Origin of the sequence: Oscillatoria salina IIICB1 (assembly GCF_020144665.1) — a bacterium.
In the GTDB taxonomy this organism is placed as follows: domain Bacteria; phylum Cyanobacteriota; class Cyanobacteriia; order Cyanobacteriales; family SIO1D9; genus IIICB1.
Map to the genome: position 1 here is coordinate 1 of NZ_JAAHBQ010000076.1, position 26,462 is coordinate 26,462.

The window sequence follows — 26,462 nt, forward strand, 5'->3', positions numbered from 1 at the left end:
CCGCAAAATCCAGCACTTCGCCTGATTTTCCATCGGTTGAAGTAATTGGATTTATCGTGTTCTTTTCAAGCTCTTTATTAGTTAAATTCAGCCACTGGAGATATTTTTCATCTAAAGCCTCCACTTTGCGTTTAGCTCCCCAGATTTGATAGCCTTGGCGTGCTTTTTTGAGATGAATTTGGGCGAAGTCTGGTTTTTCTTGAGCAAACCAAAACTTAGCAGCTAGTTCGTTAGCTAGTGCTTCTTCGTGAATAAACTCATTTTCTTTCGCAGATTTAATTGCGCGATCGTATAAATTTATTGCTTCATACCACTGACCCGATATGCGAGTCATTTCGGCGGAGACTAACAAATATTGATGTTGGAAATTTTCCGGACATTGCTCTGCCCATGCCTTCAGGCGTTGTTGATTTGTTTCTAGTTTCTGCCAGTATTTCTCCTTCTCAGTTTCGTCAGCTTGGGGATAGAGAGCAACGAGAGTTAATGAGTAATAAAAATTCAGCTTAGCGATGGAAATAGTTCCGGGAATAAAAGCCGTTAATTTCTCTGTTTCTTCCAGATAAGATAACTCTGGTAGTCGATCGTATAGATAGAGAATATGCGTTTTAAAAATTTGGTAGAAGCATATAGCTGCCGGAGTTTGTTCGGTTTGACAAGTTACCAAGAAAGCCGATTCATCTATTTCTTTTGCTGCAAAGCAAAATTTATCCTCAGTTAAACCAAGTAGGTTTTGGATGAGAATATTAGCTGCTAAAATACTATTTTTTGCCCAGCTATTTTGAGTTTTTCGAGCAAATTCCCAGCTTCGAGAGACTTCCTGTAAAAGTAATTCTAAATTTTTGCCTTGATAAATGAGGTTGTATAAGTTGTAGGTATAAGAATATCCAGTCGCTTGCAGATCGCCCGCTTGCAGACCTGCATTTGCTCCTTCAGCATTAATACTTTCAGAAAGTTTGACGTGCATCAACCAAGGCGAAATTGCATTAGCATGAAATTGAGTTAAAATAGCCTTAGAAGCTAAATCTTCATACTTATCGGCTAGCTTCATCCCCAGGGAAGTATATTCATAGCCCGATCGGCAGTCATGGAAGACATGAGCCATAATAAATGCCATGTAGCCACAGCTCGTTGCCGATACGGGTGTATGGCCATATTTAAAATTGAGATTAATGGCTTTAACGCCTATAATATTCCTCAGTGTTGGAGCTAAAATCCAAGCGGTCGGGAAGAGGCGAGAAAGTATTTTTAAAGCTGCCTTTTTTTCTGGTATTTTCATTTCGGGACTGTTATATAAAGAACTAATTTCTCGCGTCCCTAAATTTTCTCGGTATTCCTGAACTTCGTTATCAAAGGCAGCTTTAAGGTTATCTGTTGCTAAGTCGCTTCCCAACAGCTTTAGAGCAGTTATCCCAACTTCAATTGCTTCTTTATATCTTGCTAATAAAGTATATTGATTAATCAGCAAATAGTAAAATTCTGCTCGCTCGACTGCCGATTTGGCTTGCTGGATTGACTGCTCAATTAAAGCTTGGGAACGAGCGAAATTTCCATTAAGATATTCGACTTCTGCCAGTTCTTTATAAAGGTCGATCGCCATTTGGTAACGCTCTTGCCAAATGTCTCCGGGAAACACATCTTTGGCAAGAATTAGATACTCTCTAGATGCTGCATACGCAGTTGCTTCTTTAGCTTTTTTCCCGGCGCGTAAATTGAATTCTGCCAGTTCGATTTTTTCGCGATCGCTCGACTGTAATCCTCGACTTTTATTGAGATGATCGACTAAGGTAAACAGTTTTTCTCCTAACTTTGCTTTTCCGATTCTTTTTAGCAATAACTTGCCGATTTTAAGATGTACTGATTGCTTGCGTTCGTCATCAATCAAAGCATAAGCCGCTTGTTGGACGCGATCGTGTTGAAATTTATATTCTTCGACGATCAACGCAGATTCGAGCGGTGTTTTTGAAGCAGTAATTTCTAGGGATGAAGTTGGCTGAATCAAGCTTAACTGAATTGCTGGTAAGAGATTTTGAAAAGTTTTGGGAGCGGAGCTTTGGCAAATTTTGCAGAGAGTTGTGAGATTGAAGTGGTTGCCAATGCAAGCAGCTAAATATAATGCTTTTTGCGTTTTTTTTTGCAGTTTCCGAAGTTGATCGACCATCAAGTCAACTACATTGTCTGTAATACCCAAAGCTTCAATTTGAGCGATATCCCATTGCCAACATTTGTCCGTGCGATCGAAACTCAGTAAATTTTCTTGATAAAGAGTTTTGAGAAATTCATTAATAAAAAAGGGATTTCCTGATGTTTTTCGTTCGACTAATTTTGCTAGCGGTTTAACGCTTTCTGGCTCCTGGTTAAATACATCGGAAATCAGTTGTCCTATTTCTGGAAGTTGCAGAGGAGTGAGGATAATTGTATTGACGATCGCGTTTTGTTCTTGTAGGCGATCGCGCATTTTTATTAAGGGGTGATTTAGATCGACTTCGCGATCGCGATAAGCGCCGATGCACATTAGATAGCCCAAATCGCGATCGCTCATTATCACTTCCAGCAACTTTAGCGTCGCCGAATCAGCCCATTGCAAATCGTCGAGAAAAATTACTAATGGGTGTTCTTTCTGACAAAAAACTCGCAGGAAATTTAAAAAGACTGTATTGAATCGATTTTGCCTTTCTGTGGCTTCTAGAAGCTGCGCGGTCGGCTGGGAACCGATAATTTGTTCGATTTCGGGGATAATATCGATGATAACCTGTCCGTTGACTCCCAAAGCAGCCAGCAGTTTTTCTCTCCATTGAGCTAATTCAGCATCGCTTTCCGTCAGCAGTTGTTGGACTAAAGATTTGAATGCAGAGGCGATCGCCGAATAGGGAATATTGCGCTGAAACTGATCGAATTTACCAGAAATAAAATAGCCGCGTTGTTTAGTAATTGGTTTGTAGAGTTCTTGTACCAGAACTGATTTACCAATACCAGCATAACCACCGACTAATACCATTTCACTTGACTTTTGACTTGTTCCTTCCGCGATTCGTTGAAAGGCTGAAAGTAAGGTTTCAATTTCTGCTTCTCGTCCGTAAATTTTTTGGGGAATTGTGAATCGATCGGAAGTATCGTAACGAGCTAAAGGGAAATCTAAAATCTTGCCGTTTTGCTGTAATTGATGCCAACATTCCTCTAAATCTGCTTTTAGCCCCAAGGCAGTCTGATAGCGATCTTCTGCATTCTTCGCCATCAATTTCATCACAATATCGGAAATTACTAGAGGAATTTCTTCATTGTTGGTTGGTAAATTTTTAATTAGGAATTGATTTGGCTGTTTGGCAAGATGACAGTGAACTAATTCTAATGGGTCTTCGGTTTCAAAGGGAAGTTTTTGAGTGAGTAATTGATAAAAAGTTACGCCAAGAGAATAAAAATCTGTACGGCGATCGAGAACTCGATTCATTCTGCCAGTTTGCTCTGGCGACATATAAGCTAAAGTCCCTTCTAAAAGATGGGGATTTTTAATAGTTGGATTTTCGCGAGTAAATTTTGTAGAAATGCCAAAGTCAATAATTTTGACTTGTCCGGTTTGGGAATTATAAACAATATTAGAAGGGTTAATATCTTTATGAATAATATTTGCAGCATGAATCTCCTCAAGCGTGCCTGAAATTTGTCTAGCAATGAAGAGGAATTCTAAAAGCGAGAATGTTTGAGATCGTAACCAAATATCAAGAGATTGCCCGCCAAAATCTTCTAAGATCATCGCTAGAGTATTTTTATAGGGCAATAATTCGTATGCTTTTATTGCACCATCAATTTGGAGGGATTTGGTAAGTTTGTATTCTTGTTTGTATCGAGTTAATTCCGCAGGAGTCGGATAATCTTCCTTGAGAATTTTCAGGATAACGGGAAGGTGGCTAGATTTATGGACAGCCCGATAAACCAAGGAATTAAAGCTTTCGTAAATCTTGGCAAGAAGCTGGTAGTTATCCATATAGTTGTCCATATTACTCATTTCTGCGTTCAGTTTAAGCCATAAAAACAAGCTGGGTTATCCCAAAGAATTTTATGCACGATTTCCTCTGAAATTTGTGATTGGAGCGCTACTACTTCTGTAACAATATTTGGCTTATGATCCATGTGAGGATAGTCAGAGCCAAAGATTAAATTATCCGAGCCGATCGCGTCTATCAGTTGGGGTAAATAGGACTCTGAAGGCTCGATCGCAATAAAGCACTGGCGCCGAAAGTATTCGGATGGCTTCATTTTGATACGATCTCCCACTTCCCATTGTAAATCTTCATATTCGCGATCGAGTCGCCACAGCCAATAGGGAAGCCAGCCGCAACCAGACTCCAACAATCCTACTTTTAGGTTGGGATGACGCTCCAATACACCCCCTTCAATTAAAGATAGCAGTGCCATCATTTGTTCCATCGGATGAGAGCAAGCATGGAGCGCAAAACGAGTTTGAAAGCGATCGCTTCCAGCCGTAGGCGATCGGCTGTGAGTTCCTTCATGCAGGCTAACTGCAATTTTCAATTCTTCACAAGCACTCCAAAAAGATTCGTAAGCAGAATCACTCAATAACCGCCCTTTCACCGGATTAGGACGTAAAAAAACGGCTTTCCAGCCAAAATCAGCTATGCGCTGTAATTCCGATCCCATTTCTTCTGGAGCGTGGGAATTAACAACTCCTACCCCTCGCAAAATTTCCGGATTGTAACTACAAAAGTCCCGCAGCCAATTGTTATAAGCACGAACGAACGCACCAGCTAATTGAGGAGCGATTGTATCTATACCGATAATCCAGGAAAAATATGTCGGATAAATAAACGCGATATCAACGCCCATTTGGTACATTGCTTGGACGTGAGATTCTGCATCAAAGTTATTCAGCCAAGATCGAGGATGAGAGGCGATCGTTTGCTTCCCAGCTTCCCAACGCAGGCGATCGCCAGACGGATTGACGATCGATTCTCCTCTAATCTTGAGATCTGGAGATAGGGCAAAACTTTTAAACGCAGGTTCCAGATAATCTAACCACATTTGATGGGGTTCGTAAATGTGAGAATCAGCATCAATAATTTTATATCCGTCGAGCATGGCGGTAAAGATCTGAGTGAAAATTTGTGGTACATATTGTTGTGCTTCAGAAGCAAATCTAGCTAAGACAGCACCACAACGTACCTAGCGCCATCATAGCCAAACAGGAATCGGATTCAACATCTCTTCTGTTATCGCTTCTTCTAACCAACCTAATTGCGCCATCATAGCCAAATAGGAATCGGATTCAACATCTCTTCTGTTATCGCTTCTTCTAACCAACCCAATTGCACCGGAACCCGATCAAGTCGTCCAGGTGCTAATCGTTTCCAAAAATGACGCATTCCCGGAACGATTACCTTCACTACTCTCAAGCCAATATCGGGGCGAGTTTGGTCGAGAACTAGCATGGACATTCCTTTTTGTGCGACAATTTGCTGACAAAGCTTAATGTCGTCTAGCAAATCTTCGTTATCGACACGAGGATAGTCAGAATATACTTTGGCAGCCATTTGCGACGCTGGAAGTAAATAAGGTTGATTCTCCACGGTCGCTGTTTTCCACCAATGTATTACGGGCGGCTCGGCAGAATCAGCATATTGAGTCGTACCATCAGCGTTAGCTGTTAAGACAGGTGGAAGCAGTTGATTGACTTCGGTCAGCGCTCTTTGCACTGCTAATTTAGGATCGAAGTGGGCACCAAACCCTAAGATAATATCTTCAACTTCGCGATCGCATCTGCGACTAATCGCCGCGAAAGCAGGAATATTCAGATCGCTGGTAATATCGAGTACCCAAATTTCGCGATTGATTGAGCGGTAATAATTTACCAAATCTTGAAAATACGGCTCGTCAAAACTATCTAAATCTACCCTCGGTCGGGAAATTCGATTGTACCACCACAGAGCAACGCTATCTCGTTCCACCAATTCCATAAAGCCCTGTAAAATAGCTTCTTCCAGCGTATTACCCGCCGCACAACCGTTAGTATCTGCCCAACAATCAGGCTGACCTAACCCCCCCAGCCCCCCTTCCCTGCAAGGGAAGGGGGGAGAAATACTCCCCTCTCCTTGTAGGAGAGGGGCTGGGGGAGAGGTCTGATCCAGTTGGGGATAGCCGAAATAACAATATGCTGTTGGTAGATACTTAAATTCTTGGTGAGTCAAAGACCAAACTGGCGTCCAATCAATTTCTCGCGTTTCATCAAATGGTTCAGGTACGCGCTGGAAAAAGCTGCCGCATTTGGCATTCCACTCTCTTCTGTTTTCGTATTGATTCTGGCTAAAATTCAGGCAATGATTGGGATGAATTGCTTTGTCTCCCAATTTTTGATAGCTACTTTTTATTCTGTATTCATCTCCTTGAAAAACGCCAGAGTAGCGCTCGATTGCTTCGCAAAAAGCACTGGCTTTTGCTTGAGCATCCTTTCTTCCTTTCCCCGCACTTCTACCTCCCAAATTCTGTTGTAATAAACTGAATTCATCAAACGTGGAAGCAAAATGATGCTTGGCAAAATAAGTAGGAGTTAAACCATTAGAATTGGCAGAAAGTTTTCCCAACTCTCGTACAATTCCTGTAATAGGGCTAAGATGATGTTTATATCGCTCAAAGGTTTCTTCTGGAGAAACGCAACGATGACCTCCATCAGCAATAAACTTTTTTTTACGGCTGCCAATTATTACAGGTAAAGGCTTACGATGTTCTGGTTTAAGAATGCCGCAACAATTACACTGAGGGCGCTTAATTAATGAGTGTTTTCTCGTTTCTGTTGTTAGCGTGTTATGGGTAATTAGCACTCCTTCCAGAGATTTATTTTTTCCCTGGACAATCCATTTCAGGAGTTCTGTTGCTGCCATTGTTAGGGCTGTTTGCTGCGTTGATGGCAAGTCAGCTAAGGGTGGTGTTAGTGGAGATAAGGTATTTCTATCTTCTAAGAGACCTAACCCCCCCTGCCCCCCTTCCCTGTGAGGGAAGGGGGGAGTATTTCTCCCCTCTCCTTGCAAAAGAGGGGTTGGGGGAGAGGTCAAATCTTGCTGAAGACAGTTACTAGCCCTATTTCTGCGTCTTTGGATAAACTTTTCAATCGGTCGATTGCCTTGCAAGCGTTGAGACAGACATTCCCAACAACCTGTTTGGGGAGTATGAAAAATCGGTCCAATCCAGAGCGAAGTTCCAATCGGTTTAACTAACATCCAAGGACGCGATCGCCTCTGATTTTCTCGATTAATTTCTGCCAGTTCGGCACGCAAGTAATCGTCGGTTAAAACAATTTCAAAATTTGCATCTTCAGCAATTTTAATATATAATGAATTAAGAATATCGAGCAAATTAGAAGTAGATAAAGAACCTAAAGCTTTGACTTTAACTTTAGTTTCTTGCAAGCGGCGATCGGCATCATTTATATTGACATTCAAATGCTCAATAAATACAATTAAATTGGCAGGCAAATTCGTTTCACTTTCAACGAGAAAGCCTTTCTGCTCCAGTTCCATTAGAGCATAATAAATATATGGTGGGGGTAATTTTTCCTGAAGCAGCTCGACAATTTCATCAACGGTATGGTTTCCATCGAGTAATGGGCAGATAGATTGGTAAAGGCGATCGTGCAAAAAAATTGAGCCATTTTCAGATAAAAGAAATGTCCCCTCTCCCTCAACCGTCTCAACGCGAAATTGAGTCTTAAACCTCGGTCTTTTTAACATATTTAACTAAACTTGTTCGACTAACCTGGAATCTAGATACCCGACTTCTTCAAGAAGTCAGGTATCTGAGCCACCCTCTCCCTCTTTTGCCATCTCAAATTGGCAATCTTTTATGACATACTAATAGGGATATAAGCAGACGACGGCAGGTAATCAGTAGCGGTATCCCCATATTCGTTTTTACCTTGCATCCAATTTATCAACTGCTCCTCTGTAACCGTAGCTTTACCGAATGCCGGACAAGGCGGATACGCAAAATAAATTATATATTTCACATCATTAACATACTTCAAATCGTCTTTATTAATCTCTTTAATGACTTTTTTGATTTCGTCTTTTTCAGAGTCTAATATGTCACGGATGTAACCTGAAAAAGTATCAGTCACTACCTCAGCATGAAACATTTGCATAAATGGTTCATAGCATAAGGCTTCAGGTCGCTGATTAGTAAGTTTTTCGTAAACTTCAGGCAAAGTGAGGGTGATACCTTTTAATTCATCATCATTAATTTCTGAATTTTTGCCCAGCACGAGTTTTTTGATTTTAATGCTCGTGACATAGGCATTTCCCTTCTTCTTCTTGTCTCCATAGCTAATGAATGTATAGCTATACCGAGCTTGATCTTGGAATATTTTTATAAAATATTCTTTCAGCTTTTGCTCTTGTTGATTCTTGGACCGCTCTTTTTCAAAGTCAAATGCTAGATAGTTAGCCCAAGACCAGGCAACTAATCGAGACCATTGTTTTACTCCATTTTCCATAATATTCATCTGATTTTTAAGTCCATCAGGCAATTGTTTGTTTTCCATTTTCAAATTACCTCTCAAATTAGTTAGAAAAAAGATTAAGTTGTTCGACAGGAATCTGCTCGCTAGATTTAGCATTATCCATCAAGAAGCTAAAGTCTGCACAGTTTCTAGGATCTTCATTTAATTGGCAAAAATTACCTTGTATTGACAGACGCGCAGAAGTATGACAGACGATGCAAGAAACTCCTTGAGCATAGGGTTCTAGAGAAACATTAGTCAATGGTGGACTATTGGGCGTAATTTCTCTGCGACAAACTTCTTTGTTACTGTAAGGAATTTCTGGGTGGAGTAGCCATTCAGTACCTATTAATTGATAGTACTGCCATACGGATGATTCCGCAATCGCTTTTAGGCTTTTTTGCCATTCCTTGTTCTGTTTTTTAGTTAAATTAGATATCGGATTTGCACGACAAATCTGCGATGGGACTTGATCCTTAATTGCGATTCCTTGATTTACTTTGAGCGTAACTGCTTTAGGCCGATCTTTGCTGATATACCAAAGGTAGGGGGGGGTTACATAAGGCACGTTTTTTTGGCCATTTTCCGTGTTGTACTCATTGTTGTACAGAGTATATCTCGTGTTTTTTTGAGCATCGCCCGGAGGTGCATTATCTATATGCTCGAAGGTAGACCAGATCCAACCTTGACTGCTAGTTTTGTGCATAATATGGAACCCAATTAAACCGAGTTCAGCTTCTTCATCCAATATTTCACCTTCCTTAGTAACTATCTTGCGTTTATTGGTGTAGTATCGGGCTTTTTCTTGTTGAGTGTTTCGCTCATCGAATACTCGCCAAGCTGCTTTAATTTCAATTGCACCCTCAGCTTCATATTGATTGCAATATGGCGAGCTGTGGTCTTTTTCGGGCTCGCTACATACTAGTTTAAATAACTTTTCTGTATTTGGATTGTTAAACATTAACAATTTTGCAGCATCAAACCATTTATTTTCAATGATTTGTTGAAACTCAACCGGGTTAAGGCGAATTTCATTAATAACATAGTTTCCTTGCCGATCCACTAAAGGAATTTGATTAGCTGCGTCAATATCCTCTAGTGATATTTTCGGTATTAATTCTCCATAACCATCCAGCAAATCTTTTCTACTTGCTGTTTTATACTCACTAAATTCCGCTTCTGTAACTAGCTCTCCTGCCTTCGTTAACCGTAAATTTTGCTGGTATTCTATTTCTGAGCCAGTGTGATTGCTCAAACACTCCTTGACTTCTGGTAGTTCGTCTAGTGATGGCGGTGTTGCTCCATTTGGTAGAAATACATCTTTAGCAGATGGATATAGCTCCCAGAGGCGAGGCGCTTCTGGAGCTTGCCCGATGATTTTTTCATACTGATTTTTAGGTGATAGTGGCTCGGTGGTATAGTATAGTGGCTGTCTTTTACAATCAACTGGCCAGTTTAAAGCAATGAAAACTTTCCAGGCAAAATCATTAATTGCTTTTTGGTTTTCACTGATAGACGGGTCATGATTATGTGGAATATTTTTAAATTCTTCGGTTATTTCTATGGACGGCTGAATTAGCGCTTGACTTTTGGCGATCGCGTTCCCCAATGCCATCTCTCCAAAAATAACGATAAAGACTATGACTAAAATTATCGCTAATCGCTGTCTGATGAATTTCATAAGGTTTCTGCACTCTGAGTTAAATTTAACTAACTGGGATCGCTCGCCAGTCAGAATCTTTCGTAAAAAATCTTATCAACTGCTACTAAAACGATCGCCAAAATACTGCTTGTACAATTCGCAACTTATCGTCGCCAGATTGCCTTGTAAATTTACCAATCCCATACTTGCCAATTTCGATGCCTCCACTAAATCTAACTCTACAGGTGTATTGCTATTGACAACTCGCACAAATGCTGCTAACAATTCTGGCTCTTGTTGTAGGTTCCACAGTTCTCGTTGTAGGCGATCGCCATAAATTCCGGCTGAAAGAGAAGATGTTTGCAAAACCTGCTCTAGAGTGGCATTACCGCGCCCGATCTGATAAAGAGCTATGCGTATTAAACAGGGATTCCCATTTACGAAAGCCGTCAGTTGTTGGGCATTTTCAACTGACCAATCCAATCCTTGCTGTTTAGCTAAATACTGCACTTGCTCGCGATTAAATGGCGGTAGTTCGATCGGTAGTCCCACGTTAAAGGGTGATTTATTAGCACTCAGAGGAATATATATTTCAGCCGAGTGTACCACGACTAAACGTAGTTTTCGCCAAATTTCCCGATTTTTCGCTTCCTCGTGCCAAGTTCGCAAAAGGACAAAAAAGTCGCTTGCCAGCTTAGGATAAACAAATAAGCGATCGATATCGTCTAAAGCTAACGCGATCGGCTTATCTATTTTCGCCAGCAGATACTGCTCGAAGTACCTCTTGCAGCTAACCTGACTGCCAAAAAGCTCATCCCAATATTCTTCAATCTGATTTTCCAGTTGCATACCTAAACCAACATTGGCGCAGAACCACCGCAAGAATTTATCTAAATCTTGGACGATCTCTCTATCTACTAACTGAAAATCGATCGAAACTGTTCGATAATCTTGCTCGGCTGCTTTGTGGAGAATTCTTGCCATCAGGGAGGTTTTGCCCATCCGTCTGGGAGCTTGGATGCGAATCAGCGCTCCTGGTTGCAAAATTGTTTGGTAGCACTCAGATTCAATTGGCTCACGCTCCACATAAAAGGGTGAATCTAAGGGAACTTGACCTACTGGTAATTCAGGCTCGATGTCTTTTTCTTGTTTGCGTGGGGTATGGGATTTTTCAACTTCGTCAGTTTGAGGAAACCTCAAGGAATAATCACTTGGCTCCAGAATCAGATTAAAAGCACGGAAACACTTTTTTAAACTATTGCGATCGACCCCAACTTCGCGAGCGTATATTTTTATAACAGTATTCACAGCTAACCCGGTGCGATCGCTCATTTGTTCCCAGGTATACTGAATTCCGTTGTTTTCCTCAAATTCTGTATCTCTTTTCGCTTTCTCTAACTTGTGTAATCCTTTAAGGGTAAGGATTACACCGCGTTTGCGCTTTTTTTTTATCTTGTAACACGATTATTTGACGCTCAACTTTGCAAGATAAGAAAAATTTTAGCAAGTTAAGCAACTTAGTGATTATTAAGAAAAAAGTTGACAATGCCCAAACCCTAAGCCCAAAGAGAGTTTTATCAATTTATCTTCACAAATCTTAAGTTGCAACCTTAAAAAGCCAAATTTGACTGGTGCGATCGGCTTAAGCAGTGCAAACTGAATACAGTGTTTCTAGCAAATTATTACAGGTAAGCCTTAATTAAACTGCGCTCGAACAATAAAACAATACAGGTAAGATTGCTACTAGATCCGGGTTATTAAACTTAAACGTCTAGTTTTACCCAAGAGGGAGAATATTTTGCTAGATTCCGGTTTGGCAGAGATTTGAGCGATCGCGGTGGCTATTATCAACCGCATCCTCAAACACCACTCGAAACTTATAACAGAACGATAGTAATCATTGCTCGGTCTTTTCTCGTCAAAAGGCGCGGATTGCCCTGGGCAAAAACTGTCCAACTGTTGAATTATGGCAAAGCTTTTACTCACTTTAGGTATTGAAAGATGAAATCAACTTCTCAAGCATCAACCATTTCAAAACAGTGCGATTGTTCGTCAAATATCAGCGCAATTTTTTGGCAGCAATGGCAGCAGTATCGAGATTATCTCTATTATTGCTGTATTAAGTGGATGGGAGGAAACCCGACGGATGCGGAAGAAGCGCTTTCGCAGGCGATGCTGAAAGCTTGGGAGAAGATGCAAAAGTATGCGGGAAAAATTACTAATTTTAAGTCTTGGTTAACAAGTCTAACTCATAATCTTTGCGTGGATATTCATCGAAAACGCAGTCGGGGTGCAAATCAAGTTGAGGATATCGAAGCAATTCCAGAGGAAAAAAGACTGGTATTGCTTGAGGATACACCAGAAATCGCAATGGAAACTGATGAGAAAAGGGTTGTCATTCGCTGCGCTATTGATAACTTACCCCCCAGGTTACGCCAGACATTTATCCTGCACTTTTATGAAGAACTTTCTCATCAAGAGATTGCCCAACAGCAAGATATTTCCTACCCGAATGTTTGCAAGCGCATCTCCGAGGCGCGGAAGATTTTGCGAGAGGAGTTGAGGGAATATTTTCTGGGAGAGGATCGGCATAAATCTGTGCGACATTTTACCGTCAATCTAGGTTTTGAGATTAACAGCCTTTCAGAAATTGACCTGGGCAATCGTCTTAAGGTTGTCAAATCTGGATCGGAGCTGGAAAAAGGTGCAAAAACCGCACCCCAGGCAAAGATCGGAAACGTAAGCAACTAACTTGTTTGCAAAAGAAAAGGACTAATGAATATGGCTACTGAATCGAAAAGACTTTGGGCTATCCAAGAAGACGGGCGTTGGACTCGTTGGGCGCCAGAATATCGTCGCTGGGATCTTTACAGCGAACCCCGGAAAGATATTTTCGCCGATCCTACTACTGGAGAGGCTTGTTACTTTGTCAATCCTGATGGTAGCGTAGGTTGGCGTAACGTCGATCGCGACAAAAACGAAACTTTTCCAGGGATTAAAGCTGTAAAAATTACCGTCGGCGGCGATAATCGTCTTTGGGCAATTCAAGAAAACGGGCGTTGGACTCGTTGGGCGCCAGAATATCGTCGCTGGGATCTTTACAGCGAATTCCGGAAGGATATTTTTGCCGATCCTACTACTGGAGAGGCTTGTTACTTTGTCAATCCTGATGGTAGCGTAGGTTGGCGTAACGTCGATCGCGACAAAAACGAAACTTTTCCAGGAATTAAAGCTGTAAAAATTACCGTCGGCGGCGATAATCGTCTTTGGGCTATCCAAGAAGACGGGCGTTGGACTCGTTGGGCGCCAGAATATCGTCGCTGGGATCTTTACAGCGAAGCGCGAAAGGATATTTTCGCCGATCCCACTACTGGAGAGGCTTGTTACTTTGTCAATCCTGATGGTAGCTTAGGTTGGCGTAACGTCGATCGCGACAAAAACGAAACTTTTCCAGGGATTAAAGCCCTACAAATTAGCGTTGGCGGATGAACATAGAAGCTTTCGTGGAATTCAAGCTCAACTCTGAGTAATACGTTCAGCAATTTCTTACGCCATAGGTTCGGTAGTACCAGCCTTTTTAACTGGAGTGCGATCGCCCTCTCTAGCAGCCAGATAACTGTTTGCCCGATCGCGCGATCGCACTCTAAAAATTCAGATCTAGACTTCAGCAAGCGTCTTCAAGAAAAATTAGCCAAGGCGTTAACTGAAAAACCAACTTTTGAGGGAACACCATGACGTTCAAAATTCTCAGTTTAGATGGTGGCGGTATTCGTGGAGTTTTATCCGCAACAATTCTCAAGGAAGTAGAGACAACAATAAGAGAAAAGAAGGGACAGGAATTACATGAATATTTTGACTTGATTGCCGGTACATCTACTGGCTCAATTCTAGCGGCGAGTATTGCCTGTCAATTGAAGGCTGAAGAGATGATTAGTCTCTACCTGAATGAGGGGAAAAATATCTTCCTCGAGTCGGTACGTTGCCAGAGGAAATGGAGGCTGTTAGGTAGATTTTTCGGAAGTCAGGTATTATATCCCCACGAATGCGGAGAACGGGGATTAGTTAATGTTTTGAAAAAATATTTGATTCATCCAGGGTTGGGTAAATCTCCGACAATTGCTGAGATTAAAAAACCACAGCTTTTGCTCCTGGCTTATGACGTTTTATCGCGAAATACAACCTGGTTTGCGAATGATGACCCAACAGAATGGTACTACAAGAATAATCTTGAATTATGGAAAATATGCACTGCTTCTGCTTCAGCGCCAACTTTTTTCCCTCCTTATAATGTTCCCTACAATTCTGAGGACTTTCTTCCTCACATTGATGGTGGGGTAGCGGCTAATAACCCAGAGTTGGCGGCGATCGCTCATGCTTTATCTATGGAAAAAAATGGCAAGCTCAATGCTAAGATAGACGAAATTGCTGTTCTCTCCATTGGAACGGGTAAAACAACTAATCCTTATACCTACGATCAAATCAAAAATTGGGGACTTCTAGAGTGGGTAACGAACATCCCAAATATTTTCTTAGACCCTCCTGCGGAAAATTCTGAGTACATTTCTCGTCGTATCTTGATGGGGATAAGCAATCAAAATTATCTGCGTTTGGATTTCGATCTCAACGAGCGCTTTGAGGAAACAAGACAGCCAGGTAAACTGCGGAAATTGCTAAAAAAACCTTATAATAAATACATTTACCAAAAGACCCACAAGATAGAAAAAATCAACGAAGATATTGACAATCCTGACAATTCTCCCAAGCTGAAAGAAGCTGCCGAATGTTATCTTGATTACGGAGAAATAATCAATTATCCGTGTAAAGGAAAAAAGGTTCCCGTGCGGTGTGCAATTCAAAAGTTTATCGAGTGTCATTAGGGATTAAACTTTTAGCAAAGCAGACTTTCGGTGACAGCACTTAACTCCTACATTTCCTTAAATCTGTAAACTTTCTTGCGGCAAAACTCGATTTAGTTTCCCGCTACGATACCCTTCTAAGTCAAGGGTGACAAAGAGAAATCCGTATTCTTGAAATACTGATACCAAATTTGGCAGGTCTGTACTATTGACAAAATCAGTAATTTGTGCAGGTGGCAATTCAATCCGGGCAGTATCTCCTTCGGAACGAACGCGAAGGTTATTCCAGCCGAGTTTACGCAAATATACCTCAGCCCGTCCCACTCGTTGCAGTTTCGCCACAGTAATTTCTTCACCGTAAGGAAAACGCGAACTCAAACAAGGTTGGGCTGGTTTTTCCCACCAAGGAAGTCCGAGTTGCCGAGATAGTTGACGAACTTCGCTTTTTGCGATCCCTACTTCAGCTAAGGGAGAGATTGCGCCGCGTTCTTTTGCTGCTTGGATACCAGGGCGATAATCTTGTAAATCGTCAGCATTAACACCGTCGATGACATAAGGATAACCTCTTTTGAGGGCGAGAGGTTTGAGGGTGTCGTGAAGTTCGCTTTTACAGAAATAGCAGCGATTAACTGGGTTGGAGGTATAGTTAGGATTATCCATTTCTCCGGTAGAGACAATTTCGTGCTTAATTCCGATGTAAGCTGCTTGCATGGTAGCATCTTCGAGTTCTTCCGGTAAGAGGGAAGGAGAAACAGCAGTGATGGCGATCGCGCGATCGCCAAGCACATCGTAAGCTACCTTGGCTACCAAGGTACTATCAACTCCTCCAGAATAGGCGATCAAAGCCCGATCCATTTCTGCAAATAAATTTTTTAGTCGTGTTAGTTTTACTGTTAATAGTTTTGTTTCTTCGTTCATAAAAATTGTTTTTTGGTATTTAGTCGTTGACAGTTATCGGTTAGCACGTAGCCGCAGTTACCAGTGACCAGTTTATTCGCTAATTGCTTCTTGTCTCCAATCTCTACTCTCTACTAATAACTGATAACTGATAACCCTAATCCCTTACATTTTCCCAGTTTCGTTTCGGTAAATATAAAGTAAAACAACTACCTTTCCCTGGTTCTGAAGTCGCCGTGAGATCGCCACCGTGTAACCTTGCCAATTCGCGAGATAAAGCCAAACCTAAACCTGTTCCTTTATGTTTCCGATGTAGATGAGTTTTAATTTGACGATAGGGTTGAAATAAAGTTTTTAAATCAGCTTGATTAATTCCAATCCCCGTATCAACTACCGAAAATAGTAGCATTTTTTCTTGTTGGCTTACTTTGAGGATAACCGATCCTGCTTCAGTAAACTTAATTGCGTTAGAAAGCAAATTAACTAAAATCTGTTTTAATCTTCGCTGATCGGCAATACAGATTCCTATTTCTGGAGCTATTTCTAAACTTAATTCTAAATTACCTTCTCTCGCTTTTTCCTGAACTACCGATATTGATGCCAAACAAATTTCTTCAACTGGCACTCTTTCCAGAAATAATTCTTCTCGTTTGGCTTCAATTTTCGATAAATCTAACAAATCGTTAATTAAGGATAAAAGATGATCGCCACAAGAATGTAAGGCATTCATATATTGCATTTGCTTGTCGTTTAATGGACCGTAAAGTTGATCCATCAAAACGCGAGAAAATCCCAAAATTCCTGTTAAGGGAGTACGCAATTCGTGACTCATCTGGGAGAGAAAAACACTTCTCGATCGATTTGCCTCTTCCATTGCTTGATTGCGTTGCTTGATTTGCTCTTCTAAATGATAGTAATTTTGGGCATAATCGATCGCGATCGCTGTTTGATTCGCAATTGTTTCAATTGTTACGATCTCCTCTTGACTAAATTGCTTTTCCCTGCTATCTAATTCCAAGATAAAACCACCAATGAAACGATCTCGCAGCAAGATTGGAACCCAAACAAAAGCCGTATTTTGCTGTTGTTCTGCTTCTAGTGTACTTAAAGACGATCGAAAACTCAATTCGGTACAAGCCGTACGATTAGAAGCTTGGAAAACCTTTCCTAAGCGAAATTGAGAATTAGCATCGAATAATTCTGGACAGTGAGAGGGCGAAATTTTTTTTCCGAGGAGAGAAGGAATTTGCTGATTTTTGCGCCACTCTTGACAAAACTGAAATTCTCCGTTTTTTTCCAGAAAAATAATTACGCGGTCAACCTCAAAACTCCGACCAACTTGTTGTCCAATTTGCTGTAATACTTCCCTTGGTTCAAGTTGAGAATTAACCACCTTACTAATCTTATTAATCAGTTTTTCTCGGCGATTTTCCTCTGCTATTTTTCCGGCAATTTCCCTTTGATAAATTGCAATTACACATTGAATAGCCACCCCATTAACTACTTCTAAAATATCTTCTTTCCATTCATAGTTGCGATCGTTACAATAAAGAACAATTCCACCTATTTTTAACTGTTGATATTGTAAAGGCATCAAAAGCAAAGAGCGCATTGGCACATCTTGCGACATTGCTTTTAAAACTGCTGGCGTACTCTCATCAATTATATTAAAAACAAGCGGTTTTCTAGAAATCAACTCGGAATTATAGGCAGGATTAATTAAATAAATTTTTTCGCAAATATTTTCTCTCTGCCGAGCTGCTTGGGAAACATAACAAATCCGAACTTTATCTGGAGAAACAAAACGAAAAAGCAGACACCCATTTACTGGGAAACTTTCGGCGAGTAAATTAACAGTAGTTTGCAGGATTTCATCCAATACTCGATTATCCCGCATTTTTTCCATAATACGTTTAATAATTACCTGCTGTTGTATTTGTTTATCTAAGTAATTCGAGTTAAGTTTTTCTTGTTGTTTAGTTGCCGCCTTGGCTAGGGAACGTCGCAAAACTTGGGGCAAGCAAAACAATTTTTCTTGCAAAACGTAATCTTCAATTCCTGCTTTCATTAATTGAACTGCAACTTCTTCTCCCAAAGCCTTCGTAATCAAAATTAAGGGAATTGTTGGTTGAAAATGCTCTAAAATAGCTAATAGATTGAGCAGAGATGCCACCCTTTCTTTTGCCGTCCGATAATACAACACAGCATGGTAGGATTTTCGAGGCAAAGAAGATTGAGAAGCTACCTGGGGTGTAGCAACATCGTAGGTAAAGTTAATTCCATCTGCTGTCAAAACCTCAGCGATCGGGCTGACATCAGAAATTATTTCTGCAACAATTAATAAATGCACTTTCGGTGCTAGTTGCGAGCTTAATTGAGGCTGGAGCATTAGCCAAGAGCAATCTAACATGAAAATACCTCTCTGTGTCTCAAGAGGTGAGCGATACTACTTCGATCCTATCTGGAAAATTGGCAATTATCAGGTCGATTTGTCTCCAGTTTAGTTATTTAGTAGCTACTAATCGCATCTCCCCTGTAAGTAAAAACTGCTTGTGGGATCAAAACTGACGGCGAGAGAAAATACCAATCGCGATCGCCAGTAGCACTACTGTATAAACTAACCCATAAAGGGCATCACTTAGCAAGTCTGGTACTGGTGGTAATAAACCGTAAACTGCTTCGTTTCTCAGATTCAGTCTCGATAAATCGGGTAAAACTAAATATAGGGCGGAGGTAAAAAATTGTATACTTTCATTTTCACTGAGATTACCCAACTCGACCAAATCGCGGCTGAAATGTCCCATTAAATAGATCCCGAAAGCGAGCAAGGTGGCGAGTAGGGAACTGGTAAATACACCAAATACCATTGCCGCCGCTACTAGCAAAATCAGTTCCAGAAACAAGAAAACGATCGATACGAGGATACTCACTAAAGGGAAATCTATCTGTCCCCAAACCAGCAATCCGAAGTAAATGAGGCTCATTACCGTTACTAATACCGCCAAAACACCTGCTAATCCGAGATGTTTGCCGATAATAAACTCAGCCCGACTAATCGGTTTGGGAATTAGTACCAAAACCGTACGTTTTTCAATTTCTTTATTAATCAGTCCAGTTCCGACAAAGATCGCCACTACTGGGCTTAGGAGTCCGATCGCACCTAAGCCCAGATCCAAAAATATTTTATTTTCTGTCGTGGCGGCAATTTCCGGTAGTAGTCGCAACGCGATCGCGAGTAACAAGGCAAAAAAACCAATCAAATATAAGACGCGATCGCGGATCGTTTCCTGAAATCCATTGGCGGCGATCGCCCAGATTCTTACTATATTCATCTTTTCTTCATTATTAATTCACTTTTTAGTCAAATTTTCCGTTCTTATTTAATTAACTATCCCATCCTTTAATAATCGTCTGGTCGCAGTTAACATATTTTGCTTCTCTAGTTTCTGTCAATTCCTCAGTTATCTCCTCAGTGATATCTGAATTTAGTGGATCGGGACTCAATTCGCAAGTCCTTTCTATATAATACCGTTCCGATCCAGAGCGAGGTCCTTCCCAAACGATCCGAAAGACTACACTCTCCTCTGACTGGAATGGTGGTTGCTTCTGCTCAATTTGCCATAATTCATTTTCAGGACTGGGAGGTAAGTTCTTTCGCGCTTCCTCAATTACTGCGTCTAACTGTTCTTTTTTTCCTGGTTCTCTGAGCCATTCTTGAACTTCTGTCCAACTTTTATTTTGCAATCTTTTATTTAATTCATCCTCAATTAAATCTAAAATTATCAACCCTCTTGGTAAAGTTTTTACTGGGAAATTAACTCTAGTCACAAAAGCACTTTTCTGAAAACTATCTGCCAAAATCGTCGGATAATTTTCCACCCAACCTTGAGTTAGAAAAAAGAATTGAAGCCAACAACTAATAATTAATTGACTACCTATTAAAATTACTATTTTTTGTCTGTCGGCTCCTGGTGGAGGTCGAAAATTAAATTTTTGGTCAAAAAAAGCAGCAGAAGAAGCTAGTATTGCCGAAAGAGTCGGCCAAATTACCCAACCTACTTCTTCGAGGTTATCTGTCAAGTCCCAAAAGATAAAAAGGCAGATTAAACCCCCTGTTAACCAAGGTCCAAAAGACCAAGAATTTTCTTTGGCTATCCAGCTAACGCCAATAATTAAAAAAATCCAACCCCAACTAGAAATAAATTGGCTCACTGCATTAGTTGCTAGCCAAGACATAAAAGCCGAAAATAAACTCAGCAAAATCATTGTTTGCCAGCAATAAGCGCAAGGAGGTCTCATGCGCTTTTCGATGATTAGCCAAATGTTGGTTAAGTTTTTCATTACTATTTACTCAGTAATTTGGAGGATGAATAAAATTGCTAAAATGAGCGTGTAACTTAGTCCGTTTGCTATAATAATAGCTGAAACTTTGCTCGGTTCTGTTTTGAGAAAAGCAACGGTAATTCTTTTTTTGAGGATGACCGATCGCCCCGTCGCTTCAGGATCTGATTCGTGTTCTTCTGAGGTTTGAATTAAGGCTTCTAGTAAATCAAGTAATTTTAGCTCAATCAAACAAATTAAGAAAAAGAAGATGACGCAACTCAGGAAAATAGTTTGGTACACTGACCATACTTCACCAGAAGATCCATAAAAATTGTTGAAGTAAATAAAACTGATAAAATTCAACTCAAGAAAGTTATTTTCGGAAACTGGAAGCAGAAAAAATAGTAACCAACCAATGAAGGTAGAATAAAGATTAATCGAAATTGAGTATTCTATCGAAGTTTTGCGGGTCAAATTTAGTTGTTTATGCAAAACAAATCCTTCTAGGGCAATGGCGAGCAAAAGTAAGACAGATTGCACTAAAATAGTTGGCAATGGCAAAATTAATGATGGCATCAGTTTTCTCCGGAATTTTTAATTTTCTAGTTGTCGATCTTTAGTTATTTATTCTCAGTTATCTGCTAGATAAGTTAGGTATTTATTAATTTAATTTGACAAAGAATAAATAATGTGTTAATTTATTCATTTGTAAAGCTCGATTAGGAGTGACGGGAACTATATATCTTTCAAAAAGATGAAATTAAAAGGTATATTGGTTGTCAAGATTCTCGACTGACAAAATCACCAGATGAGAGGGGTAAAATCCTCAGTTGTGGGCTTATTCAAGGTGGATAAGCTTCGAGGAAAAAGATGGATAGTCGATCAAAGCTGATGGAATAATAATATCATCAGCTTTTCAGCATTTATCTTAACGTTAAATTAAAAATTATCGGGTAAGGGTGATGCTGAATTAAGGAAAGGGGAAGAATGACAAGAAACGGGATTGGAATTCGTACTGCACAAGCAAAGTCTGAACGTTTAAGCGGGCAGATTCATGTTTATGATGGATTAGGGAAAGGTAAGTCTCAAGCAGCATTGGGAGTAGTCTTACGTTCGATTGGTTTAGGAATAGACAGAAAACTCGGAAGTAGAGTTTTGTTGCTGCGATTTCTCAAAGGACCGGGAAGGGTTAATGATGAAGATGCGGCGATCGCCTCTTTTTGCTAGAAAACTGTTATCCTGGATGAACTTAAGCCCGCACCAGCTAATCAAATCTGATTGCTACTGACAAATTTGGTCGCTATTGATACCAAAATTAAATAAGAGATAACTTATCCTTTTATTGAGGAACTTTCGCTAAAGCATCGCGTACTAGATCGACACCAGCATTAGGAAGATGTGCATTTTCACTCAGATGTCGCTTCCATGCTTTTGTCCCCGGTTTACCAGTAAATAATTGCAGTAGATGACGAGTAATCGAATGTAATTTCAGCCCTTTTCCTACCCAAAAATCAATATAAGGAAACATCGCTTCCACAACTTCGTGACGGGTGGGAGGGACAATTTCTGCACCGAAAATCTCACTATCGCTGCTAGCAAACAAATAAGGATTGTCATAAGCAGCGCGTCCAATCATCACCGCATCTACTAATTGTAACTGTTCTTGCACCTGCTGCAAACAAGTGAAACCCCCATTAATTTCGATCCACAAATGAGGAAATTCTTGCTTCAAACGATGCACATCATGATAACGTAGAGGTGGGATATTGCGGTTTTCTTTTGGACTCAAACCTTGTAACCAAGCTTTGCGTGCGTGAATAGTAAAACCTTGACAACCAGCTTGTGAAACAACACGGACAAAATTGACCAAATCCTCGTAGCGATCGCGTTCATCAACCCCAATTCTATGTTTAACTGTAACTGGTAAGCTAGTCGCTTTTTGCATAACTTCCACCGCATCAGCCACTAACTTTGGTTGTAACATCAAACAAGCACCAAAATTCCCATTTTGCACCCTCGAACTAGGACAACCTACATTCAAATTTACCTCATTATAACCCCAATCCTCAGCAATACGAGCGCATTCAGCCAAATCGTAAGGATTATCCCCACCCAACTGTAAAGAAAGCGGCTTTTCCTCAGTCGAAAAATCCAACAACTTCGCACGATTTCCATGAATAATCGCCGCCGTCGTAATCATTTCCGTATATAGTAAAGTATAGCGAGTAATCTGCCGCATAAAATACCGAAAATGACGATCCGTGCGATCCATCATCGGCGCAACACTCAAAGGATAAACTCGTCCTTCCCCTACCTTATTTTCCCCTAACTTTTCTTCACAAACAACCATGCAATTCCCGATTTCAAATTAAAAATTTCCGCTAAATCTACACCCAAAAAAACCAACAGCAATATCTCCAGTTTACCTTCCCAAAACCAACAAACCAAAACTAAAACATAACATCCCCTTTGCGCGAGAAAACCTTACCTAACAGCCTTCATCGACAAACTAATGCGCTTGAGTTGTTGATTAACCTCCAAGACGCGCACCTTAACCACCTCACCCACCTTAACAATTGTATTTGGATCTGACACAAAGCGATCGCTAAGTTGCGAAATATGCACCAACCCATCTTGATGCACCCCCACATCCACAAACGCACCAAAATTAACCACATTCGTCACCACACCTTCCAACTCCATTCCCTCCCGCAAATCAGTAATCTCATTTACACCTTCCTTAAACCTCGCATATTCAAACTCAGCGCGAGGATCTCGACCTGGCTTTTTCAACTCATCAAGAATATCCTCTAAAGTAGGCAAACCCACCTTCTCAGTAACGTATTTTTCCAGATTTAGCGAGTTTAACTTACTAGCATATTGACCAACATTTGTCAAATTAAAATTCAGATCCCGAGCAATATTTTCTACCACCGAATAACTTTCCGGATGCACTGCGGTATTATCCAAAGGATTTTCTCCCTCCCGAATGCGTAAAAAGCCCGCCGCTTGTTCAAAAGCCTTCGGACCAAGCTTCGACACCTTCAACAATTGGCGACGATTTCTAAACACACCTTTATCATCACGGTAAGCAACAATATTTTTCGCAATTGTCGGCGTAATTCCCGACACATAAGTCAGCAACTCACCCGAAGCCGTATTCAAATCCACACCCACATAATTCACGCAACTTTCAACAGTTTCCTCTAACTTCTTCTTCAGCAATTTTTGGTCAACATCATGCTGATATTGCCCCACACCAATCGATTTCGGGTCAATTTTTACTAACTCAGCCAACGGATCTTGCAAACGGCGACCAATACTAATTGCCCCGCGTACAGTAACATCTAAATCAGGAAATTCCGCCTTCGCCACCTCACTAGCCGAATAAACCGAAGCCCCCGACTCATTCACCATTACTTTAATCGGTTTTCGCTCCAACTTCGCCAACACTTCGCCGATAAATTGATCAGTTTCCCGCGAAGCAGTCCCATTTCCAATCGCAATTAACTCAACCTCATACTTGTTAATTAAATTAGCAACAGTTACCGCCGCTTGAGCGCGTTTGGCTTCCCCAGTATGGGGAAAAATCGCTTGATATTCGAGAAACTTTCCCGTTTGGTCAAGAATAGCAACCTTACAACCAGTACGAAAACCAGGGTCAATTGCCATCGTCGGTTTCATACCTGCGGGAGCAGACAAAAGTAAGTTGCGTAAATTGCTTTCAAAAGTCGTAATTGACTCCAAATCTGCATACTCTTTGCGTTCGCTGCGTACCTCCCTCACCAAAGAATTCTTCATCAAACGATTGAACGCATCTTTGAGCATTTCCCGGTAAAAAGACCGCAATTCGGGAACCTTAGTTTTGACTTCCTGAGACTCTAGATAACCTTGGACAAAATCCTCATCAAAACCAATATCTAAACTAATAATTCCTTCCGCTTCACCGCGATAAAGCGCCAGTAAATTATGCGGCGGAATCTTACTTACCTTCGCCGAGAAATTGCGGTACATTTCATACTTCGTCGTCCCTTCCGGATAATCCTTTTTGATATCCGAAACAAAGACACCTTCATTAAACAAATAATCGCGCAAATAAGCCCGTAACTCAGCCTTTTCCGCCACAGCTTCCGCCAAAATATCAGCAGCACCACTCAAAGCATCCGTAGCAGTTTCCACCTTATTTTCCGGTGAAATATACGCCTTTGCTGCGGCTAACAAATCAACCGACTTTGCTTGAGGATTATTCAAAGATGCGATCAAATCAGCCAAAGGTTGTAAACCCTTTTCCTTCGCCGTAGTTGCTCTCGTGCGTCGCTTTGGTTTAAAAGGAAGATAAAGGTCTTCAAGCTCAGTTTTTTGTAAACAAGTCCTAATTTTCCCTTCTAACTCTGGAGTAAGTTTACCTTGAGCGGCGATCGCGTCCAAAATCGTCTCCTTCCGCTTCTCCAACTCACTCAGATAAGCATACCTGTCAAAAAGATCCCGCAACTGAGTTTCATCCAAACCACCAGTGCGTTCCTTGCGGTAACGTGCAATAAAAGGAATAGTCGCCCCCTCTTGCCAAAGCGCCAAAGCATTATTTACGCTTGTGAGATTAAGGGAAAGTTCATCAGCTAAAGTTCGCTCAAGATTCAGCATCGCCACAGTAGAGTCAACCTTTATCTAGCATAAACCAACTCTCGTAACTTCGCAGAGCTTATCGAACCAGGGAAACCTAACCCCCCAACCCACTTCGGCTGTTTCCCTCTCGTTACTCGGCGGAGCCGAGTAAACCTCTGAGTTTGCGCTCTGCTGGTCGTAACCCCTTCAATGCACGCGAGATACTTAGCGGCGCTCTCGGTTTTCGTGTAGTAGCCTCAACTCCGTAACCCCCTCTCGTTACTCGGCTCCGCCGAGTAATGACCCTAGGAGGCTCCTGCCTCCATTCCTCTAACAATCGAGGCAGGAGCCTCGAAACTACGTTCCCCGGCGGAGCCAGGGAACGAGGGAAAAGGCACAGCCGGGGAACCAGGGAAAAGGCACAGCCGGGGAACCAGGGAAAAACGCGAAAGTCACGTCATCCTTCGCTTCGCGAAGGATCTGGTGAGATCCTTCGCGAAGCGAAGGATGACATTGATGAAACGCTCTACTCAGTGATGACATTGATGAAACGCTCTACTCAGTGATGACATTGATGAAACGCTCTACTCAGGATGACATTAGTGAAACGCTCTACTCAGTGATGACATTGATGAAACGCTCTACTCAGTGATGACATTGGTGAAACGCTCTACTCAGGATGACATTAGTGAAACGCTCTACTCAGGATGACATTAGTGAAACGCTCTACTCAGGATGACATTGATGAAACGCTCTACCAGGATGACATTGATGAAACGCTCTACCAGGATGACATTTGGTAACGTAATCTGTTCATCAATGACCTTTACAATAAGAAAATCACCTTTGGATTTTCCAGCCAATGGAACAACCACCCCAAACAGAAAAAGAGAAGATGCTCGCAGGTGAACTATACCTCGCATCAGACCCAGAACTAAAACAACTCAGGCAACAAGCCGCCGAACTTACACATTGCTATCACCATACCCCTCCAAGCGAAAATCAGCAACGGCTGCAAATCCTCCAACAATTATTTGCTTCCTTGGGAGCCAATCCTGAGATTGTACCTCCTTTTCACTGCGACTACGGTAGTAACATCTATGCGGGAGACAATCTCTATCTCAACACTGGTTGTGTAATCTTGGATTGCAATCCAGTGCGCTTAGGAGATAATGTTCTGTGTGGTCCCTATGTCCAAATATACGCCGCTTACCATCCCACTGTTCCTGAAGTGCGACTTACACGAAGAGAACTTGCTGCTCCGGTAACTATTGGTAATAATGTTTGGATTGGTGGTGGTGCAATTATTTGTCCAGGAGTGGCGATCGGCGATAATACTACTATTGGAGCCGGGAGTGTGGTTGTCGAAAGTATTACCGCTAATGTCATCGCCGCAGGTAATCCTTGTCGAACGATTAGAGATGCTTAAACTCTCGTTACTCGGCTCCCGCCGAGTAATGCTCCCAGGAGGCTGGAGCCTCCATTCCTATATTATTATCGAGGCAGGAGCCTCGTCGTGTGCGTTCCCGGGCTCCAGCCAGAGGAAACCTAACCCCCCAACCCCCTTCCCTGCGAGGGAAGGGGGAGTAATTAATAATTTTTCGTTATTTGATCTAGAGCAATTCTTCTCCCCTCTCCTGGT

18 protein-coding genes are annotated in these 26,462 nt (G+C 41.3%); 5 read left to right on the top strand and 13 right to left on the bottom strand.

Features of this window, described 5'->3' with window-relative positions:
- The 6 genes from G3T18_RS19720 to G3T18_RS19745 all read right to left on the bottom strand — a co-directional run.
- The coding region (locus tag G3T18_RS19720) for an ATP-binding protein (RefSeq protein WP_224412299.1) at window positions 1–4,000 on the bottom strand (4,000 nt) is incomplete at its 3' end.
- 8 nt (window positions 4,001–4,008) lie between these two features.
- Window positions 4,009–5,091, bottom strand: a complete 1,083-nt coding sequence (locus G3T18_RS19725; protein WP_224412300.1) for an amidohydrolase family protein — start codon at window positions 5,089–5,091, stop codon at window positions 4,009–4,011.
- 164 nt (window positions 5,092–5,255) lie between these two features.
- Window positions 5,256–7,733 (bottom strand): TOMM precursor leader peptide-binding protein, encoded by a 2,478-nt coding sequence (locus G3T18_RS19730; RefSeq protein ID WP_224412301.1) that lies wholly within the window; start codon window positions 7,731–7,733, stop codon window positions 5,256–5,258.
- 110 nt (window positions 7,734–7,843) lie between these two features.
- Window positions 7,844–8,542, bottom strand: coding sequence for a hypothetical protein (locus tag G3T18_RS19735; protein WP_224412302.1), 699 nt, complete (start codon window positions 8,540–8,542; stop codon window positions 7,844–7,846).
- A gap of 19 nt (window positions 8,543–8,561) precedes the next feature.
- Window positions 8,562–10,181 (bottom strand): hypothetical protein, encoded by a 1,620-nt coding sequence (locus G3T18_RS19740; RefSeq protein WP_224412303.1) that lies wholly within the window; start codon window positions 10,179–10,181, stop codon window positions 8,562–8,564.
- Window positions 10,182–10,256: 75 nt separating this feature from the next.
- Entirely contained in the window at window positions 10,257–11,474 is a 1,218-nt protein-coding gene (locus G3T18_RS19745) for an AAA-like domain-containing protein (protein WP_224412304.1), read from the bottom strand.
- A 669-nt stretch (window positions 11,475–12,143) separates the two neighbouring features.
- Between G3T18_RS19745 and G3T18_RS19750 the strand changes: the two genes are divergently transcribed.
- The 3 genes from G3T18_RS19750 (at window position 12,144) to G3T18_RS19760 (ending at window position 15,019) form a co-directional block, all read left to right on the top strand.
- Window positions 12,144–12,893, top strand: a complete 750-nt coding sequence (locus G3T18_RS19750) for an RNA polymerase sigma factor (RefSeq protein WP_224412305.1) — start codon at window positions 12,144–12,146, stop codon at window positions 12,891–12,893.
- A 24-nt stretch (window positions 12,894–12,917) separates the two neighbouring features.
- The gene (locus G3T18_RS19755) at window positions 12,918–13,631 is read left to right on the top strand and encodes a hypothetical protein (RefSeq protein WP_224412306.1); all 714 of its coding nucleotides are present in this window, start codon (window positions 12,918–12,920) and stop codon (window positions 13,629–13,631) included.
- A gap of 242 nt (window positions 13,632–13,873) precedes the next feature.
- Window positions 13,874–15,019 carry a patatin-like phospholipase family protein gene (locus tag G3T18_RS19760; RefSeq protein WP_224412307.1) on the top strand — a complete coding sequence of 382 codons (1,146 nt, stop codon included), beginning with the start codon at window positions 13,874–13,876 and terminating at the stop codon, window positions 15,017–15,019.
- A 57-nt stretch (window positions 15,020–15,076) separates the two neighbouring features.
- Here the strand turns inward: G3T18_RS19760 and larE are convergent, their stop codons facing one another.
- The 5 genes from larE to fraC form a co-directional block, all read right to left on the bottom strand.
- Entirely contained in the window at window positions 15,077–15,916 is an 840-nt protein-coding gene (gene larE, locus G3T18_RS19765) for an ATP-dependent sacrificial sulfur transferase LarE (RefSeq protein WP_224412308.1), read from the bottom strand.
- 136 nt (window positions 15,917–16,052) lie between these two features.
- Entirely contained in the window at window positions 16,053–18,305 is a 2,253-nt protein-coding gene (locus G3T18_RS19770; protein ID WP_224412309.1) for a GAF domain-containing sensor histidine kinase, read from the bottom strand.
- Window positions 18,306–18,453: 148 nt separating this feature from the next.
- Window positions 18,454–19,227 (bottom strand): ABC transporter permease, encoded by a 774-nt coding sequence (locus G3T18_RS19775; protein WP_224412310.1) that lies wholly within the window; start codon window positions 19,225–19,227, stop codon window positions 18,454–18,456.
- Between the two features lie 52 nt (window positions 19,228–19,279).
- Window positions 19,280–20,236 carry a DUF5357 family protein gene (locus G3T18_RS19780; RefSeq protein WP_224412311.1) on the bottom strand — a complete coding sequence of 319 codons (957 nt, stop codon included), beginning with the start codon at window positions 20,234–20,236 and terminating at the stop codon, window positions 19,280–19,282.
- A gap of 6 nt (window positions 20,237–20,242) precedes the next feature.
- On the bottom strand, window positions 20,243–20,794 hold the full coding sequence (gene fraC / locus G3T18_RS19785; RefSeq protein WP_224412312.1) for a filament integrity protein FraC: 552 nt from the start codon (window positions 20,792–20,794) through the stop codon (window positions 20,243–20,245).
- Window positions 20,795–21,205: 411 nt separating this feature from the next.
- On the opposite strand from fraC, the gene G3T18_RS19790 reads away from it, so the two are divergent.
- A complete protein-coding gene (locus G3T18_RS19790) occupies window positions 21,206–21,445 on the top strand; it encodes a cob(I)yrinic acid a,c-diamide adenosyltransferase (RefSeq protein ID WP_318014013.1) in 240 nt (79 codons plus the stop codon).
- A gap of 112 nt (window positions 21,446–21,557) precedes the next feature.
- On the opposite strand, the gene dusA is transcribed toward G3T18_RS19790, so the two are convergent.
- Both dusA and G3T18_RS19800 read right to left on the bottom strand, forming a co-directional pair.
- Complete coding sequence (dusA, locus tag G3T18_RS19795) at window positions 21,558–22,568, bottom strand: tRNA dihydrouridine(20/20a) synthase DusA (protein WP_224412313.1); 1,011 nt, start codon at window positions 22,566–22,568, stop codon at window positions 21,558–21,560.
- Between the two features lie 134 nt (window positions 22,569–22,702).
- A complete protein-coding gene (locus G3T18_RS19800) occupies window positions 22,703–24,859 on the bottom strand; it encodes a Tex family protein (RefSeq protein WP_224412315.1) in 2,157 nt (718 codons plus the stop codon).
- Window positions 24,860–25,682: 823 nt separating this feature from the next.
- Here G3T18_RS19800 and G3T18_RS19805 point away from each other — a divergent pair.
- A complete protein-coding gene (locus tag G3T18_RS19805) occupies window positions 25,683–26,249 on the top strand; it encodes a sugar O-acetyltransferase (protein WP_224412314.1) in 567 nt (188 codons plus the stop codon).
- Window positions 26,250–26,462: the final 213 nt, after the last annotated feature.

Bases quoted from the DNA above. Each gene is read 5' to 3' on its own strand.
- G3T18_RS19755 (WP_224412306.1), top strand. From the start codon at position 12,918: ATGAATATGGCTACTGAATCGAAAAGACTTTGGGCTATCCAAGAAGAC.
- G3T18_RS19775 (WP_224412310.1), bottom strand. From the start codon at position 19,227: ATGAATATAGTAAGAATCTGGGCGATCGCCGCCAATGGATTTCAGGAA.
- G3T18_RS19735 (WP_224412302.1), bottom strand. From the start codon at position 8,542: ATGGAAAACAAACAATTGCCTGATGGACTTAAAAATCAGATGAATATT.
- G3T18_RS19725 (WP_224412300.1), bottom strand. From the start codon at position 5,091: ATGCTCGACGGATATAAAATTATTGATGCTGATTCTCACATTTACGAA.
- G3T18_RS19800 (WP_224412315.1), bottom strand. From the start codon at position 24,859: ATGCTGAATCTTGAGCGAACTTTAGCTGATGAACTTTCCCTTAATCTC.
- larE (WP_224412308.1), bottom strand. From the start codon at position 15,916: ATGAACGAAGAAACAAAACTATTAACAGTAAAACTAACACGACTAAAA.
- G3T18_RS19805 (WP_224412314.1), top strand. From the start codon at position 25,683: ATGGAACAACCACCCCAAACAGAAAAAGAGAAGATGCTCGCAGGTGAA.
- G3T18_RS19745 (WP_224412304.1), bottom strand. From the start codon at position 11,474: ATGAGCGATCGCACCGGGTTAGCTGTGAATACTGTTATAAAAATATAC.
- G3T18_RS19780 (WP_224412311.1), bottom strand. From the start codon at position 20,236: ATGAAAAACTTAACCAACATTTGGCTAATCATCGAAAAGCGCATGAGA.
- G3T18_RS19730 (WP_224412301.1), bottom strand. From the start codon at position 7,733: ATGTTAAAAAGACCGAGGTTTAAGACTCAATTTCGCGTTGAGACGGTT.
- G3T18_RS19770 (WP_224412309.1), bottom strand. From the start codon at position 18,305: ATGTTAGATTGCTCTTGGCTAATGCTCCAGCCTCAATTAAGCTCGCAA.
- dusA (WP_224412313.1), bottom strand. From the start codon at position 22,568: ATGGTTGTTTGTGAAGAAAAGTTAGGGGAAAATAAGGTAGGGGAAGGA.
- fraC (WP_224412312.1), bottom strand. From the start codon at position 20,794: ATGCCATCATTAATTTTGCCATTGCCAACTATTTTAGTGCAATCTGTC.
- G3T18_RS19790 (WP_318014013.1), top strand. From the start codon at position 21,206: ATGACAAGAAACGGGATTGGAATTCGTACTGCACAAGCAAAGTCTGAA.
- G3T18_RS19740 (WP_224412303.1), bottom strand. From the start codon at position 10,181: ATGAAATTCATCAGACAGCGATTAGCGATAATTTTAGTCATAGTCTTT.
- G3T18_RS19760 (WP_224412307.1), top strand. From the start codon at position 13,874: ATGACGTTCAAAATTCTCAGTTTAGATGGTGGCGGTATTCGTGGAGTT.
- G3T18_RS19750 (WP_224412305.1), top strand. From the start codon at position 12,144: ATGAAATCAACTTCTCAAGCATCAACCATTTCAAAACAGTGCGATTGT.